This window comes from Methyloversatilis sp. RAC08, from assembly GCF_001713355.1.
In the GTDB taxonomy this organism is placed as follows: domain Bacteria; phylum Pseudomonadota; class Gammaproteobacteria; order Burkholderiales; family Rhodocyclaceae; genus Methyloversatilis.
Map to the genome: position 1 here is coordinate 326,661 of NZ_CP016448.1, position 16,678 is coordinate 343,338.

Genomic DNA, 16,678 nt, shown 5'->3' on the forward strand with positions numbered 1-16,678 from the left:
TCGCTCTCCTAGAATGATCGTGTGGCAGGAAACGGAATTGCGCCGGGTCTGCTAACTCAGGGTGTTCAGGTAGTAGTGGTCGGCGGTGGAGCACAGGCCACGCCGCCATTCGACCGGTTCGTCATCGTAGGTGTAGGCCACGCGCTCGACCGACAGCAGCGGCGTGTTTTCCTGCACTTCGAGGTATTCGGCGCTCTGGCGATCCGCCGGCACGGCGCGCAGGCGTTCTTCGGCGCGCACCATGCGCACGCCGAAGCGCGTTTCGAAGAAGGAGTAGAGAGAGCCCTGGTGTTCCTTGAGCACATCGAGGTTGAGCCCGGGAAACAGGTCTCCGCGCAGATAGATTTCGTCTATCACGACCGGCTTGCCGGCGAACTTGAGCAAACGACGCACGATGATGATCTGTGAGCCTACCTCGACGTCGAGCGTACGGGCCACTTCCTGACCCGCGCGGGCGCGCCAGCATTCGAGCGGCACGCTCTGCGACGTTTCGATGCCACCGTTGATCGGGGCAAGACGGAGAAAACGGAAGAAGGCACGCGGATCGTGATGCGTCGCAACAAAGGTGCCCTTGCCCTGTTTGCGCACCAGCAGGTTGTCGGCCGCCATCTCGTCGATGGCCTTGCGCACCGTGCCCTGACTCACGCTGAAGCGCTGCGCCAGTTCGGTTTCGCTCGGGATCGACTCACCCGGACGCCATTCGCCGCTCTGCAGCGCCTGGGTCAGCAGCACGCGTATCTGGCGATACAGCGGACTGAACGTTGGGGATTCCTGTGCCATGCAACAATTTCAGCACAGAAATCCCATCACGTCTACAAGGTGTCTCATGTCTTATATATGATATAAATTGTTCCCGCGCTGACAGGCGCCCGGGAACCCGGCGTGTTCCGCTCCGGCACGTCTGATTTGTGCTGTGTGTCAAAACACCGCAGGTCGGCCATAATCCTGCCGCGCACAACGCACTTTTACGCACCACTCCCATCCTCATCCAGGAGACTCACATGTCAAAGACGCCCCTCCGCGTCGCGGTGACCGGCGCCGCCGGTCAAATCGGCTATGCCCTGCTGTTCCGTATCGCCAGCGGTGAAATGCTCGGCAAGGACCAGCCGGTCATCCTTCAACTGCTCGACCTGCCGCAGGCCCAGAAGGCGCTCACCGGCGTGATGATGGAACTGGACGACTGCGCGTTTCCGCTGCTCGCCGGCATGGTCGCCACCGACGACCCGAACGTCGCATTCAAGGATGCCGATTTCGCGCTGCTCGTCGGAGCACGCCCGCGCGGCCCCGGCATGGAACGCAAGGACCTGCTGACCGAAAACGCCAAGATCTTCACCGTGCAAGGTGCCGCGATCGGCGCGCACGCCGCCCCGACCTGCAAGATCCTGGTCGTCGGCAACCCCTGCAACACCAACGCCTACATCGCGCTGAAGACGGCTGCCAAGGCCGGTGGCCGCGTACCGGCAAAGAATTTCACCGCCATGCTGCGCCTGGACCACAACCGTGCGCTGTCGCAACTGGCGACCAAGCTGAACCGTCCGGTGGCGTCGTTCCGCAAGATGGCCGTGTGGGGCAACCACAGCCCGACGATGTACGCCGACTATCGTTTCGCGACGTCGAACGGCGACAGCGTGGCCCAACTGGTGAACGACCAGGAGTGGAACGCCAAGACCTTCCTGCCGACCGTCGGCAAGCGCGGTGCCGCCATCATCGAGGCGCGCGGCCTGTCGTCGGCCGCTTCGGCCGCCAATGCCGCCATCGACCACATGCGCAACTGGCATCTGGGTTCGGACGGTGACTGGGTGACCATGGGCGTGCCGTCGGATGGTTCGTACGGCATTCCGGAAGGCCTGATCTTCGGCTTCCCGTGCATCTGCGCCAACGGCGAGTACAGCATCGTCAAGGGCCTGGAAATCGACGAGTTCTCGAAGCCCTATGTGGCCAAGACGCTGGCCGAACTGGAAGAGGAGCGCGCCGGCGTCGCCGACCTGCTCTGATCCGTCAGGCTTGAAACAGAAGAAGCGGCCCGGTAACGTGGCCGCTTTTTTATTGCCCGGGCCTCCCGCATGACTCCAGCCGCGCCGGTTCATCCACGCGACGTCCTCTATCAGGGCGAGCGGGCCTTCCCCATCCTGCCGGCCGTCGACCACTACGCCGGCTCGGAAAAGCTGATGCGCAAGGCGCTCGCGCTGCAGGGCGAACGCGGCCCGGTGTTCGACCTCACCTGCGACTGCGAGGACGGTGCCGCTGCCGGCAACGAGGATGCACACCGCCTGCTGTGTGCGGCCATCATCAATGATGCCGACAACCTGTACGGGCGTATCGGCGTGCGCATCCACGACGTCACGCACGCGCAGTGGAAGGCCGACATGGATGTGCTGGTCGGCGAAGCCGGCGACCGGCTGGCCTTCATCACGCTGCCCAAGGCACGCTCCGCCGACGACGTGCGCACGCAGCTCGACTGGCTGCGCACCTGCGAAACGCTGGCCGGGGTGAAGCGCGACATTCCGGTGCACGTGCTGATCGAAAGCCACGGCGCGCTGCGCGAGGTGTGGGACATCGCGCGCCTCGATCGGGTCGAATCGCTCGATCTCGGGCTGATGGATTTCGTCAGCGCCCATCACGGCGCGCTGCCGGGCGACGCGATGAAAAGCCCGAAGCAGTTCGAGCACCCGATCATCGTGCGCGCCAAGTGCGAGATCGCCGCCGCAGCGCATGGCTGCGGGGTGGTGCCGACGCACAACGTCACCACCGAAATCCGCGACATCGAACACATCCGGCACGACGCCGAACGGGCGCGCCACGATTTCGGCTTCATGCGCATGTGGAGCATCCATCCGAACCAGATCGAGCCTATCCTGAGCGCCATGCGACCGGATTTCAGCGAAGTCGAAGACGCGATCGCCATCCTGTGCGCGGCGCAGGACGCAAGCTGGGGTCCGACACGCCATCGCGACACGCTGCACGACCGCGCGTCCTACCGTTACTACTGGGAATTGCTGGCGCGTGCCCACGCCACCGGCATGGCCCTGCCGGATGCAGTGCGACAACGTTTTTTCTGATCCGACATGCCGACCAGCCCGCCCCGTACCCGTGAATGTGCCGTGCTGTTTGCCGATCTGGTCGGCAGCACGCAGCTTTACGAACGCATGGGTGACACGGCGGCGTTCGCGCTGATCGACCGCTGTCTGCGCACCATGTGCGATTCGGTGATCGGCAGTTCGGGCACCGTCATAAAGATGACCGGCGATGGCCTGCTGGCGGTTTTCCGCGCCTGCGACCACGCGGCTGAAACGACGCTGGCCATCCACCGCGACATCGATGGTCTGCCGCTGGCCAAGCACTTTTCACTCGGCGTGCGCACCGGCTTCCACTTCGGCCCGGTGGTCGAATCGGGCAACGACATCTTCGGCGAGTCGGTGAACATCGCAGCGCGGCTGTCGGAGCTGGCCAGCCATGGCCGCGCCATCGTGTCGACCGAAGCCGCCGTGAGGCTGAGCGAACACTGGCAGCCGAAGATCCGCCCGCTGCCGCCGCGCGTCGTCAAGGGTGTCGCGCGCTCGGTCGAACTGTGCGAAATGCGCTGCGAACATTCCGACCACGTCACGCAGATCGGCGGCCTGACGATGAGCAGCGGCCGGGTCGAAATGCGCGTCTATCACGGCGGTCGCGTCTGGCTGCTCGGCGATGAACAGCCGCGCCTGCGCATGGGGCGCGACACCGATGTCGACATCGGCATCAAGGACGCCCGCGCGTCGCGCCAGCACTGCGACCTCGAATTCCGGCGCGACCGTTTCGTGCTGACCGACCGCTCGAGCAACGGCACCTTCGTCACCATCGAAGGCCGGCAGGAATTCGCGCTGACCCGCGAAGAAGTCGTCATCGACGGCCACGGCTGGCTGGCTTTCGGCTCGCCACGCAGCGCCGCGAGCGACGTGGTCGAGTTCTTCTGCCTCGGCTGAAGAGGCCCCTTCCCGCACGCTCCTCCTCACTCTCATGCGGCGCGCAGCGCGGGCAAGATCGTGAATTTTTGTCATTCGACAATGACGAAGGGATTCGTCGTCTATAGTTCGCGCGCCCCGCAACATTCAATTCGTTTCGCATATAACTAAAGTAGCATTCATCAACCGGCGGGGCACTTCGTCATGAGGATCCGCCTTTGAACACCTCCCTCCCATTGCTGCTGCTTCTGGGCACATCGCTGCTTGGCGGCTGCGCCACGATCACGTCCAGCGAAATGCAGACCGTCACACTCAGCACGCGCACGCCGAGCGGCGACACGGTCGATCAGACCCGGTGCACGCTGAAAAACGACAGGGGCAGCTGGGCTGCCACTGCGCCTGGCAACGTCATGATTCGCCGCTCGGCGGAAGACCTCAATGTCGAATGCAGCAAGGACGGCATGAGCCCCGGTTTTCTGCGGGCGATCTCGCGCTCGGCCGGCGGCATGTGGGGCAACATCGTCCTCGGTGGCGGCATCGGCGCCATCATCGACCACAACAAGGGCACCGGGTACAACTACCCGAGCGACCTTCCGGTGCGCATGGGTGAGTCAGTGACGGTTGATCGCCGCGACGAGAAGAATCCGGACACCCAGGCCGCGGCAGAGCAGACCGCCACGAGTGGCTCTGCACGCTACTGAAACAACATGAAGGAATACCCGGTGAACAGACTTTACACACTGACTGCACTCGTCCTGACGCTCGTACTGGGCGCATGCGCCTCGGTTCCGATGGGTGACGCGACCCGCGACACCACGCTGAAAACCTTCGCGCCGCCGCGAGCGGAAAAGGCCGGCATCTACATCTATCGCAACGAGAGCATGGGTGCGGCTGTGAAAATGGATCTGCAGGTCGATGGCAAGCACATCGGCCAGACAGCGTCGAAGACCTACTTTTTTGTCGAAGTGCCGCCCGGCAAGCACACGGTGACCTCGATTGCCGAGAATACGGATGTCCTCTCGATCGATACCGTCGCAGGCAAGCTCTACTACGTCTGGCAGGAAGTGAAGATGGGCGTGCTGTACGCACGCACCCGTCTGCACATGGCCACCGAGGAAGACGGTCGCAAGGGCGTGCTCGAGTCGAAACTGGCGAACGGCGTTCAGCCCGAGTTCTGATACGGCGAAATCCCGGGGGCGTCGCCCCCGGCATGGGCGGCGTATTCTTCGGAGATCACTTCGCACGTACCGCCCGTCCATGTCCAGCGACAGCAATATCCGTCTCGCCACCCGCGCAATCCACGGCCATACCGCCGACGACGCCTACGGCAGCCCGTATCCGCCGATCTACAACACGACCACCTTCGGCTTCGACTCGACCGCCGATCTGCTCGACGTGATCGACGGCCGCACGCGCGGCGGGCTATACACGCGGTACGGACTGAACCCGACCATCCAGGCGCTGGAAGAGACGCTCGCCGGCCTCGAATCGGCCGAGGCGGCGTGGGTGTTTTCGTCCGGCATGGCGGCGCTGAGCGCGCTGTTCCTGACACACGGCCGCGACGGCATCGTCTGCGTCGGTGACGCCTATGGCGGCACGCTGGAACTGCTGGAGCAGCAGCTGCCCGGCCTCGGACTGCGCACGCATTGCCTCCTCGGCAACGAATCGGACAAGCTGGACGCCCTGCTGGCCGACGGCGTGAAGCTGGTGTTCTTCGAAACGCCGACCAATCCGACGCTGGACATCGTCGATATCCGCGCCACGGTCGGCAAGGCGCATGCGCACGGCGCGCTGGTCGCCATCGACAACACCTTCGCCTCGCCGGTGAACCAGCGTCCGCTGGAACTGGGCGCGGACCTCGTAATGCACAGCGCGACCAAATATCTGGGCGGTCACAGCGATCTCACCGCCGGCGTCCTGATGGGCAGCAAGGCGCTGCTCGAACCGGTGTGGGCCTGGCGCAAGAATCTCGGCACCGTGCCGTCACCGGAAACCGCCGCGTTGCTGTCGCGCAGCCTGCGCACGCTGGTCGTGCGTGTGCGTCAGCACAATGCCAATGCGCAGGCGGTGGCCGAGGCGATGGCTCGTCACCCGAAGATCGCGCGCGTGCATTACCCGGGCCTGCCTGATGCGCCGGGCCACGCGCTCGCAAAAGCGCAGATGGATGGCTTCGGCGGCATGCTGAGCATCGTCGTGCGCGGCGATGGCACAGACGCCACCCGCGTCGCCGACCGGCTGCGCCTGATCAGGCTGGCGCCGAGCCTGGGCGGTGTCGAAAGCCTGGTCACCCAGCCCTGCACCACCACCCATCACGGCCTCACGCCGGACGCGCGCGCGCGGCGCGGCATTCCGGACGCGATGCTCCGGCTGTCCATCGGCATCGAAGACGCCGATGACCTGATCGCGGATCTTCAGCAGGCACTGGGCGACGCCTAGTGCGGTTGCGTGACTCGCCCTAGAACCCGAAGCCCATCTGCCCACCGTCATCGGCCTTCGCCTTGCGACGGCGCTTCACACCTTCTCGGTCGGGGTTGCGGCTGCCGTGCTGCACGAATACGCGGCGTGCTTCGGCAGCCGCCTCCGGCAGGCGGCGAACCGCCCACACCGCATCGCGCGCCGCGCGGGCGGCAGCGAGGTGCTCGACCACCGGCGCCGGATAGTCGCGACCGATCAGGCAACCGGCCCGCATCTGCTCGTCCGGCGTCATGCGCCACGGTTCGGCCAGCAATTCGAGCGGCACGCGCGCCAGTTCGGGCAGCCAGCGGCGAACGAAAATGCCTTTCGGGTCCTGATCGATCTGCTGCTTGACCGGGTTGTAGATGCGCAGGGTGTTGATGCCGGTCACGCCGGACTGCATCTGCACCTGCGGGTAGTGGATGCCCGGCTCGTAGTCGGTGAACAGACGCGCCAGATGCAGTGCCGGCTCGCGCCAGTGGTTCCACAGCTGATAGGACGAAAACGCGATCAGCATGGCGCGCATGCGGAAATTGATCCAGCCGGTGGCATGGAGCGAGCGCATGCAGGCGTCGATGAAGGGATAGCCGGTTTCGCCGCGGCACCAGGCAGCGTGGCGGGCCGCCGAAAAGTCCGCCTCGCGCAGCCCTTCGTACAGACGATTCACCGGGCGGAATTCGATGCCCGGCTCGGATTCCAGCTTCTGCATGAAGTGACAGTGCCAGTGCAGCCGGCTTTCGAACGATTTCAGCCCGGCCAGCGCCGCGGCGCCCTGCGGAACGTGTGCATGCGCCAGCCAACTGGAACGCGCACGCCACACCGCGTGCACCGCCTCGCGCAGCGACACGATGCCCAGTGCCAGATGCGGCGACAGGCGCGAGCAGTCGTCACCGGCCGACAGCGGGCTGGACATGCCTCTCCGGTAGCGCAGCACGCGTTCATCGAGAAAGCGATCGAGTTCATGCAGCGCAGACGCCCTGCCCGCGCGCTGCCGACCTTCGATATCGCGCGACGGAAGACCCAGGGCCGCAGCATCCGGTGGCACCACACTCATGATGCCGGCCAGCCTCGCCGGCGTGATGCGCGGCGGTGGACCGGCCGGTGCCGGGCGCATGACCGACATCCAGTGCGCCGACCAATCGTCGCGATCGCGCAGGCGCCGGACCACCGCACCATTCGGAAACTCGCGCCACGGAACACCCTGCTCACGGCACCACGCAGCCACCGCGCGGTCCCTGGCAAAGCTTGACGCATTGCCGGTTTCTTCGTGGCTCCACAGGATGTCGATGCGCTGCCGGCGATGCAGCGCATCGAATACCTCGGGCAGCGCGCCGCGCAGCCGCAGCAGACGCAGACCGATCCCATGGAGCCCCGCGTCGAGGTCATCGAGTGCTTCGTTCAGAAAACCAAGATGGCGGGCGTCTGCATCGGGTGCGCCCAGCAGTTCATCCTCATAGATGTACAGGGCGAGCACCGGGCCCGCCAGCGCCGCAGCGCGCAGCGGCGCGTGATCGGTGATGCGCAGGTCGCGCTTGAACCAGACGACCTGCATCGCCGGTTCAGGGCAGCGCCAGCGCCGACGCAGCGAGGCAGATCGTGACGATGACGCTGAGCAGCGTGCGCAATTGCAGGTACCAGGGTTCGAGCGTCAGCGTGCGCGCGAGCCGCGCGTCCATCCACCAGCAGGCGGGTACGGCAGCGCACAGCAGCCAGAACCCGGTGCCGAGCGGCGCAAGCAGCGCCAGCCAGGCCAGCAGCGACGGCAGCACGCCCCAGCCGAGCGCCTGCCACAGTGCGGCGCGGTCGAGCGTGGCGTCGCGCATCGCCAGCCCCCAGTGCAGCGCACCGATGAAGCTGACGATGGTGGCCGCATAGGCCAGTTGCGCCAGCGCCACCCAGCCGCGTGGCGCGGCGTCGACATACATCGCGACCGTCAGGCCGACGAACGGGATCAGCCCGGCCAGACCGAGCACACGGGCCGGCGCGCGCGCCAGCGGACTCAGAACCGTATTCATGATGCTCCGGCGGGATCGGGGAACTTCAAGCTCAGGCGTCAGCGGTGCCAGGGCCGGCCCACCTCGGCCTTCGGCGCCACACTTTGCCAGAAGCGCGTGAATGACGGCATGGCGCGCGGCGGATCGTCGAACTGCCGCGCCACCGGTTCGGCCAGCATGCCTGCCTCGGCGATCGCCTCCCGATAACCCGGGTTGTGCGTCTGCATTGTCATCAGCCGCACGCCGCCGAGCTGCCGATGCAGGGCCTTCGCATCGCCGACGACGATGCCGTCGCAGGCCTCCCGCATGCGGGTCAGCACGAACTGCCAGCGCGCCTCGTTCCACGCGAAGCGCTCGTGGAACGATGGCTCGATCCAGCCGATCACCCGCCCCTGCGGCGGACAGCCGAGCGACCACGGATGCATCAGCCACACTTCATCGTCCTGTGGCATCGACCAGTTGTCGGGGTCCAGAACGGCACCGACCGGCGGCTCGCCGATCGCTCCGGCACGCAGGCTGTGCGGACCGCAATCGCCGCCGTGACGGGCAAGCTGATCGAGCGCGTCGTATCCGGCATCGAGCACCGTATCGCGACTGGTCCACTGCGGTGCATAGCGTTCGACGTTCTCCGCATTGAACAGATAGGGCTTGCCGGTCAGCGTGCCGGCCACCCACTGCCAGGACAGTGTGTTGGACGCGAGATCGCCATCAAGCAGATGGCGATACATCCACATCGCCCCGGCGCGCCAGTCGGTCTTGCGCAGATGCACGACATAACTGGCCAGCCACATCCGGGCATGGTTGTGCAGATAGCCGGTGCGGTACAGCGTGCGTACCGCCTGATCGATCACCGGCACACCGGTGCGTCCTTCGACGACATCCTGCGGCATCGCCGGCGCGTAGTGCGCGGCCGGCGGCGGCCGGCGCGACTCGAAAATATCGTCGCCCCAGTGCCGCCACAGGTGATGGAAATACTCGCGCCAAGCCAGTTCGAACACGATCTTGTCTTCCGGCGCCAGCGCGCAGCGCTGCGACAGGCGCTCGATCACCTGCGGTACATCGACGAAGCCGTGCGTCAGGTAGGGCGACACGCGGCTCACGGCGCCATCGATGTGGTTGCGCGTGCGGGCGTATGTCAGGGGCTGGATGGCATCGATGCGCGCCAGTGCCGCGGCGACGGTCGCCGGAAAATCGGCCACGCCGCCGGTGGCGTCGGCAAAGTGCGGGTCGGAAAACAGGTCTGTCATGTCGGATCATTCACCAGTGTCTGCTGATGACACAGACCCGAGGAAACGGCAAAAAATCCCGCTGTCGCAGGGCAAGGCCAAGACAACCGGACCCGGCTGACGCGGGGGACTACCGGCTGACCAGCGCGAGCATCAGCGGCGTCGTCACGGCGGCCAGTGCGGTCGACATCAGCAGGCTGCCCGCCACCGGGCCCTGCATGACCTGGAACTGGCGCGACATAAGATAGACATTGGCACCGACCGACAGCGAGGCGAGCAGCACGACGGTGCGTGTTTCGGTTTCGGGCAGGCCCAGCGCCACGGCCAGTGCCCAGACGATCAGAGGGTGGAGGCCCAGCTTGAGCGCGCTGATCGACGCGCTCTGCCGCCAGTGCGAACGCACACCGAATTCGGCCAGCCCCATGCCGAGCGCAATCAGCGACAGCGGCAGCGCGGCGTCGGCCAGCAGTTTCAGTGGCTGATCGATCAGCTCGGGCAGCGTCAGTCCGCTCAGACCGAAAATCGTACCGGCGAGAATCGCGGCCACCAGCGGGTTCGTGAGCACGCCGCGTGCGGTCTTGCCGAATCCGGCCAGCGTCAGCGCGCCATGGCGCGCCCACTCCACGGATACGGTGACCAGCGTCCACAGGATCAGGGCGTTGAACACCACTACCAGTGCCGCCGACGGCATGGCCGACTCGCCGAGCAAGGTATGCGTCAGCGGCAGACCGAGCAGCACATTGTTGGAAAACACGCCCCCCAGCGCGAACAGCGACTGCGACACGCCGTCCAGACCGAACAAACGCGCCGACACGAGGCGGCCGATCACGAACACGATCAGGCAGGCACCGAAAAAGGCGATCAGCAGGCGCGCATCAACCGGCGGCAGGCCGGCAAAGCCGCTCATCAGGCGGAACAGCATGGCCGGCAGTGCGATGGAGAACACGAATTTCGCCAGCGCATCGGCGCCGGCCTTGTTCCAGCCACCCCATTTCATGATGGCGTAGCCGACGAATACCAGCGCGAACAGCGGCGCCGCCAGCAGGATCTGTTGCAGGGCCGGATTCATGGATGCGCCACACGGCAGTCCGGGCAGCATGTGGAACGCGAACGACGGGGGAGTTCGAACACGGAAGCGGGCGGCGACTGCGAAGGATGAACGACGCGCAGGATAGCAGCGGGCGCCGATGCCATCACGGAGACACGTATTCAAGAGTGCAGGCTGCACTGCCGTTAGCACCACTTAACTTCTCCATTCGAGCGCCCTTCATGGCCCAAGCAACGTTAGCAGCGGTAGCGGAGGCCGAAACGCCCTGCGGTGCCGACATCGTCCACAGCGCCAATGGCGTGTCGGCGCGGTACAAGGGGTTGAAGCTGACCAGTCACTTCCAGCCCATCTTCAGCCTGTCGCACTGTCGCGCCATCGGTCACGAAGGCCTGCTGCGCGCGGCCGACGCCGATCTCAACCCGGTCGCACCGGGACGCGTACTCGCCACCACCTCGGGCTACGATGACCTGCGCTATCTCGATCAGTTGTGCCGCTACCTGCACGTGAACAACCATGAGGCGCACAACACGCATGGCGGCTGGCTTTTCCTGAACATCCATCCGGAGGTGTTCCGGCGTGGCCCGGACAGCGACCTGTCCGACTTTCTGCCCGAGCTGTGCGAACACCCGGACATCGACGCACGCCGCATCGTCGTCGAAGTCATGGAACAGGCGGTATCGGAACACGCCGGCTTCGCCCGTACGGTCGAGTACCTGCGTGAAATGGGTTGCATGATTGCGCTCGACGACTTCGGCGCCGGCCATTCGAACTTCGACCGCATCTGGTCGCTGCAGCCGGAAATCGTCAAGCTCGACCGATCATTCGCGATCAAGTCGGTGGAAGACCCGTCGGCCCGTCGTCTGCTGCCGCAGATCGTCAGCCTTATCCACGAAGCCGGTTCGCTGGTGCTGCTCGAAGGTGTCGAGACCGAAGCACAGGCCCTGGCCGCGTTCGATTCGGACATCGATTTCGTGCAGGGTTTCTATTTCGCGATGCCGGCCGCCGCGCCGGTCGATACGCGCGAAGTGAGTCCGGTGATCAATGCGCTGTGGGACCGATTCAACACCACACGCGGCAACGGAGCCCAGCGTTACCGCGAATTGATCGGCCCCTATATCCACGCCATGGGCGGCTGCGCCGTGCTGCTCGAGGAAGGTGTGCCGATGAGCGAGGCCTGCCACGCCTTCCTGCAACTCGAACGCGCCGACTGCTGCTTCCTGCTCGACGACCAGGGTCGTCAGGTCGGGCGCAATGTGCGTCCGGCCAATTCCGCCGGACCCGAAGAAAGCCAGTACCGCGCGCTGTCGATCAACCGCCACGCCCGCTGGTCGCGCCGGCCCTATTTCAGGCGCGCGGTCGACAATCTGGGCAAGGTGCAGGTCACCCGACCCTATCTGTCGATTTCGTCCGGCGTGCTGTGCGTCACCGTATCGGTCGCCTACCGCGACTGGGACGACGAACTGCGCGTGCTGTGCGGCGATGTGCACTGGCCGCAGGTGGTCTGACACACCGAGATGCCACGGCACGGTTGAACCGTTGCACGCACGGTCTGTCTTCATCATCGTTGCCGTGCTGATTTCGCGCCGATGAATGCGTTCTCCAACCTGTTGCGACCCTGGCTGCGGAGCTGTGTGCTGCTCCTGGTCGGCGCCATGCCGCTGCAGGCGTTCGCGCTGCACTGTCAGGTTCGCTGCGCACTCGCCGATCCTGCGATGTCCGTGCACCTGCAGATCGATGCGGCCATGAATGACGCCATGTCCGACCACGATTGCCACACCGAGGTCGCCCCGACAGACGACTGTCCGAATGATGCACAGTGCGCTGCGCAATGTGCCGCTGCCCACGCGATCGCGCTGCCGGTGACGGGCTCCGCATGCTGTCCGGCGGGCATCGACCGGGTCAGCACCCCCGCGACCCCTGACCGCGCTTCCCATACTCCGCTCCCGCCCGAACGTCCGCCCAGACGCGGTTGAACACGCCGATCGCGACGCGAATGCGTCGCGCCTGTTGTTCAACGTTCGGGAGTCCACCATGCCTGACCCATCCGGTTCGCCCGCGCGCGACCTCCGCTTGCGCGCGCTGGTCGCCGTCGCGCTGAGCGCGCTCGCCGGCCACGCCCATGCGGGATTCTTCATCCCGCGCGACATCACGATGTTCATGTTCACCGCCTCGCCCGACGCGCAGATGGCCGAAGTGGCGCACGGTTTTCGCGCCGACCTGTCGCTGGCCGCCGGCCAGTCGCGCTACCTGTCGGACGACGAAAGCATCGAACGCCGTTACACCACGCTGCAGGCCAACTGGCTGGTGCATCGCCACTACGGCCGGGATGGCATCGCCAATGCATATATATATGGCGGCCCCCTGTCCGCACGCGGCAGCGCCTACGACGAGGGTGGCACCGACAGTGGCAGCCGCAGCGGTGTGCATGGCGGCTTCTGGATGGACTACGAAACCCGGCGCATCTACACCCGGCTGTCCACCCACCTGTACCACGCCGGCAGCCAGACCCAGGCCGTCACCACCGCCCAGGCACTGTGGGCGCCCTACGCCGCCGACTACGAAGACATCGCGCTGTGGTTCGGCCTGCAGGCCGAACGGCGCAGCACCTTGTCGGACGCGACCCAGATCACGCCGCTGGTGCGGCTGTTCCAGCGCCGCTGGTGGGTGGACGTCGGTGTCAGCGTCAACAGCCAGCATCGTGGTGACGGCTTCGTGAACGTCATGCTTCTGTTCTGAATTCAAGGAGATACAAATGAAAACACGTACTTTCATCGCCATCGTGTCGCTGGGCGCCCTGTCCGTCGGCCAGTCCTGGGCCGCCCAGACCATCAAGATGCAGGTCGATGGCCTGGTCTGCGCCTTCTGCGGCTCGGCCATCGAGAAGAAGCTGCGCTCCAACGCCGCGACCGACGACGTGCTGGTCAGTCTGGAGCACAAGATCGTCGCCCTGAGTCTCAAGGACGGGCAGGACCTTGCCGACGAGCTGCTGCGCAAGCAGATCACCGACGCCGGCTATCTGGTGAAAAGCATCGAACGCGTGCCGGACACGCTGGACAGCCTGCGCGCCGGCCTGAAGGCGCGCTGACATGGGGCCGGCGGAAAGTCTGCGCGCCACACTGGGTGCGAGCTGGCTGTCGCTGCTGACCAGCAGCTCGACCCTGGTGTGCTGCGCGCTGCCGGCACTGCTGGTGACGCTGGGCGCCGGTGCCAGCCTGGTCACGCTGACCAGTCATGTACCGCAGCTGATCTGGCTGTCGGAACACAAGGCGCTGGTATTCGGCGGGGCGGCACTGGCGCTGCTGCTGGCGGGCGTTGCTCAGTGGCGCGCCCGCTCGCTGCCCTGCCCGGCCGACCCGGTGGCCGCACGCACCTGTCAGCGGGCACGCCGGCTGTCGGCCGGCGTGTACGCTGCATCGGTTGCGCTGTTCGCGATCGGTGCGTTGTTCGCTTTCGTGGCGCCGCTGTGGCTTTGACCGGCCTCAGGCGGCGCGCAGGCTGGCCAGCGCCGGTGCGCGCAGCGCCGCGCGCAGGCCCAGCATGCCGGCGCCGACCACGGCCAGCGTGCTGAACAGCATGCCGCCCAGCGGCTGGATGATGGACGGCACGTAGGGCAGCTGGAAGGCTTCGCGCGCCAGCACCATTGTCATCACCACCGCGCCTGCGGCGGCCAGCATGCCGGCCAGCGCGCCGAGCAGCGCGAATTCGGTCAGCAGCGATGCCCGGAGCTGACGGTTGCGCGCCCCCAGCGTGCGCAGCACCGCCAGTTCGAAGCGGCGCTCGTCATGCGTCGCCTCGATGGCCGCGAACAGCACGACCACGCCGGCCAGCAGCGCGAAGCCGAACACCACGCTGACCGCCGCCGAAAGCTGGTCCATCAGCGCGCGGAACTGGCGCACCACGGCGTCGACGTCGATCGCGGTCAGGTTCGGAAAGCGTGCCACGAGCTCGTTTGTGAAGCTGGCCGAGGCCGCCGGCAGGTGGAAGGACGTGATGTAGCTGGCCGGAAAGTCTTCGAGCACGCCGGGCGAGGCGACGACGAAGAAATTGACGTTCATCGAGTCCCAGGCCAGTTCGCGCAGGCTGTGTATCGTCGATTCGACGCGCTCGCCGGCGATCTCGAACGCCAGTCGGTCGCCGACGCGCAGCCCCAGTTCCTTCGCCAGCCCGGCTTCGACCGAAAACCCCGGCTGGTCGGCCCGCCAGGCGCCATCGACGATACGGTTGCCGACCTGGAAGGTATCCGACCAGGACAGGTTGAATTCGCGCTCGACCAGACGCTGGGCACGCATCGAGTCGTAATTGTCGGGCGACGCCGGCTTGCCGTTGATGGCGGCCAGTCGGGCGCGTGCCATCGGCAGCAGTTCCGGCGGTTTCAGGCCGGCACGGGCGAATTCCTCGCGCACCGCGGCCAGCTGATCGGTCTGGATGTTCAGGATGAAGCGGTTCGGCGCATCGGCCGGCAGCCGGTTGTGCCACGCATCGAGCAGGTCGCCGCGCACGATCACCAGCAGCAGGACTGCCGTCAGACCCAGCCCGAGCGCGGCGATCTGCATGACCGACGCGGCGCGGCGCCGGGTCAGGCTGGCCAGGCCGTAGCGCCAGCCGCCGGCGGTGCCGCCGCGCAGCCGCGCCACGGCGGCCAGCGCGAGCCAGGCGACGGCGGCATACACGCCGCAGGCGATGACGAAGCCCCCGACCACCACCAGACCGAGGGTCACATCGCCCGCCATCAGCACGATCAGCGCCGACAGGCAGGCCAGACCGAAGCCGTACGCACCCCACGAAATGCGGTCGGTTTCGTCCCATTCGCGCCGCAGCACGCGCAGCGTCGACACCCGGCGCAGGCGCAGCAGCTGCGGCCAGACGAAGCCCAGCATCAGGGTCATGCCGACCGCGAAGCCATACACAAGCGGCAACGGGCCCGGCTGCGGCAGCCTCGCGGCGAACAGCCCGGACAGCAAGGCCTCGACGCCGAACTGGGTCAGGTAACCGACCGCGCACCCGGCTGCGCAGGCCACGATGCCGACCAGCGCGAATTCGATCAGGAACAGCCGCGTCAGCCGCGCCTGCGTGGCGCCCAGGCAGCGCATCACCGCACAGCCATCCAGATGCCGCTGCATGTATCTGCGCGCCGACAGACCGACCGCCACCGCGGCGAACACCACCGCCAGCATGGCGGCCAGACGCAGGAATTTCTGCGCCCGGTCGAGCGCCCCGCGCACCTCGGGCTGGGCTTCATCGACCGTTTCGATCTTTTCGCCCGCCGTCAGCTTCGGCTTGAGCCATGACGCGTAGCTGCGCACGGCGGCATCTTCGCCCGCCAGATGCAGCCGGAAACTGATGCGGCTGCCCGGCTGGATCAGCCCGCTCGCCGGCAGGTCGGCCGCGTTGAGCATGAGGCGCGGCACGATGGAAAAGAAGCTGGCGCCGCGGTCGGACTCGAAGGTGAGCACGGCCGCCACCTGCAGCGTGAGCTGACCCAGCGTGATGGTGTCGCCGGTGCGCACGCCCAGCGCACTGGTCGCGCGTTCGTCCAGCCATACGGTGCCCGGAGCGGGCAGCGAACGGGTTTCCGCATCCGGCGCGTTCAACGCCGGCGCCGTGCGCAGCTTGCCGCGCAGCGGATAGCCGTCGGACACCACCTTCACGCCGACCAGCTGAGCACCTTCGGCGCTCGACGCCATGCTGGTGAAGCTCCAGGTGCTGACGGCGCGCAGACCGCGCGAGCGCGCCTCGTCGGCATAGGCGTCCGGCACCGGGTCGCGCGAGGCGACCAGCAGATCACCGCCGAGCAGCTGGTTGGCCTCGCTGACCACCGAGCGCGACACGCGATCCGTGAAGAAGGACACCGAAGTCAGTGCAGCCACCGCCAGCAGCAGCGCCACCAGCAGGATGCGCAGCTCGCCGGCGCGGAAATCGCGCAGCGCCATGCGCGCGGCAAACATCAGGTCAGCTTTCATCGGGTGCTTTCTGCTTTCGATTTTCTGCGTGGGTGCTTGTCATGCACAATGCGCGCCT

At 66.3% G+C, this 16,678-nt stretch carries 16 protein-coding genes; 10 read left to right on the forward strand and 6 right to left on the reverse strand.

All coding sequences use genetic code 11. The features are described from left to right. Positions 1-51: 51 nt before the first annotated feature. Entirely contained in the window at positions 52-780 is a 729-nt protein-coding gene (locus tag BSY238_RS01520; protein WP_069037598.1) for a GntR family transcriptional regulator, read from the reverse strand. Between the two features lie 221 nt (positions 781-1,001). Between BSY238_RS01520 and BSY238_RS01525 the strand changes: the two genes are divergently transcribed. The 6 genes from BSY238_RS01525 to BSY238_RS01550 all read left to right on the forward strand — a co-directional run bounded on the left by BSY238_RS01525 (position 1,002) and on the right by BSY238_RS01550 (position 6,374). Beyond that, on the forward strand, positions 1,002-1,994 hold the full coding sequence (locus BSY238_RS01525) for a malate dehydrogenase (RefSeq protein ID WP_069037599.1): 993 nt from the start codon (positions 1,002-1,004) through the stop codon (positions 1,992-1,994). 69 nt (positions 1,995-2,063) lie between these two features. Next, complete coding sequence (locus BSY238_RS01530) at positions 2,064-3,059, forward strand: HpcH/HpaI aldolase/citrate lyase family protein (RefSeq protein WP_069037600.1); 996 nt, start codon at positions 2,064-2,066, stop codon at positions 3,057-3,059. Positions 3,060-3,065: 6 nt separating this feature from the next. Then, positions 3,066-3,959, forward strand: coding sequence for an FHA domain-containing protein (locus BSY238_RS01535; protein WP_069037601.1), 894 nt, complete (start codon positions 3,066-3,068; stop codon positions 3,957-3,959). Positions 3,960-4,156: 197 nt separating this feature from the next. Next, positions 4,157-4,639, forward strand: coding sequence for a hypothetical protein (locus BSY238_RS01540; protein ID WP_069037602.1), 483 nt, complete (start codon positions 4,157-4,159; stop codon positions 4,637-4,639). A gap of 21 nt (positions 4,640-4,660) precedes the next feature. After that, on the forward strand, positions 4,661-5,116 hold the full coding sequence (locus BSY238_RS01545) for a DUF2846 domain-containing protein (RefSeq protein WP_223300225.1): 456 nt from the start codon (positions 4,661-4,663) through the stop codon (positions 5,114-5,116). 79 nt (positions 5,117-5,195) lie between these two features. After that, a complete protein-coding gene (locus BSY238_RS01550; RefSeq protein ID WP_069037604.1) occupies positions 5,196-6,374 on the forward strand; it encodes a trans-sulfuration enzyme family protein in 1,179 nt (392 codons plus the stop codon). A 19-nt stretch (positions 6,375-6,393) separates the two neighbouring features. On the opposite strand, the gene BSY238_RS01555 is transcribed toward BSY238_RS01550, so the two are convergent. The 4 genes from BSY238_RS01555 to BSY238_RS01570 all read right to left on the reverse strand — a co-directional run bounded on the left by BSY238_RS01555 (position 6,394) and on the right by BSY238_RS01570 (position 10,681). Continuing rightward, a complete protein-coding gene (locus BSY238_RS01555) occupies positions 6,394-7,944 on the reverse strand; it encodes a cryptochrome/deoxyribodipyrimidine photo-lyase family protein (RefSeq protein WP_069037605.1) in 1,551 nt (516 codons plus the stop codon). A 7-nt stretch (positions 7,945-7,951) separates the two neighbouring features. Further along, positions 7,952-8,407, reverse strand: coding sequence for a DUF3429 domain-containing protein (locus BSY238_RS01560; RefSeq protein WP_069037606.1), 456 nt, complete (start codon positions 8,405-8,407; stop codon positions 7,952-7,954). 38 nt (positions 8,408-8,445) lie between these two features. After that, on the reverse strand, positions 8,446-9,633 hold the full coding sequence (locus BSY238_RS01565; RefSeq protein WP_069037607.1) for an FAD-binding domain-containing protein: 1,188 nt from the start codon (positions 9,631-9,633) through the stop codon (positions 8,446-8,448). A gap of 109 nt (positions 9,634-9,742) precedes the next feature. Further along, on the reverse strand, positions 9,743-10,681 hold the full coding sequence (locus tag BSY238_RS01570) for an AEC family transporter (protein WP_069040372.1): 939 nt from the start codon (positions 10,679-10,681) through the stop codon (positions 9,743-9,745). A gap of 200 nt (positions 10,682-10,881) precedes the next feature. Between BSY238_RS01570 and BSY238_RS01575 the strand changes: the two genes are divergently transcribed. The 4 genes from BSY238_RS01575 to BSY238_RS01595 all read left to right on the forward strand — a co-directional run bounded on the left by BSY238_RS01575 (position 10,882) and on the right by BSY238_RS01595 (position 14,133). Beyond that, the gene (locus BSY238_RS01575; protein ID WP_069037608.1) at positions 10,882-12,165 is read left to right on the forward strand and encodes a sensor domain-containing phosphodiesterase; all 1,284 of its coding nucleotides are present in this window, start codon (positions 10,882-10,884) and stop codon (positions 12,163-12,165) included. Between the two features lie 526 nt (positions 12,166-12,691). Then, positions 12,692-13,396, forward strand: coding sequence for a hypothetical protein (locus BSY238_RS01585; RefSeq protein ID WP_069037610.1), 705 nt, complete (start codon positions 12,692-12,694; stop codon positions 13,394-13,396). A 16-nt stretch (positions 13,397-13,412) separates the two neighbouring features. Then, positions 13,413-13,745 carry a heavy-metal-associated domain-containing protein gene (locus BSY238_RS01590; protein ID WP_069037611.1) on the forward strand — a complete coding sequence of 111 codons (333 nt, stop codon included), beginning with the start codon at positions 13,413-13,415 and terminating at the stop codon, positions 13,743-13,745. 1 nt (position 13,746) lies between these two features. After that, positions 13,747-14,133 carry a hypothetical protein gene (locus tag BSY238_RS01595; RefSeq protein ID WP_069037612.1) on the forward strand — a complete coding sequence of 129 codons (387 nt, stop codon included), beginning with the start codon at positions 13,747-13,749 and terminating at the stop codon, positions 14,131-14,133. Positions 14,134-14,139: 6 nt separating this feature from the next. On the opposite strand, the gene BSY238_RS01600 is transcribed toward BSY238_RS01595, so the two are convergent. Continuing rightward, positions 14,140-16,620: an ABC transporter permease gene (locus tag BSY238_RS01600; protein ID WP_069037613.1), complete on the reverse strand. Its 2,481-nt coding sequence runs from the start codon at positions 16,618-16,620 to the stop codon at positions 14,140-14,142. Between the last annotated feature and the right edge of the window lie 58 nt (positions 16,621-16,678).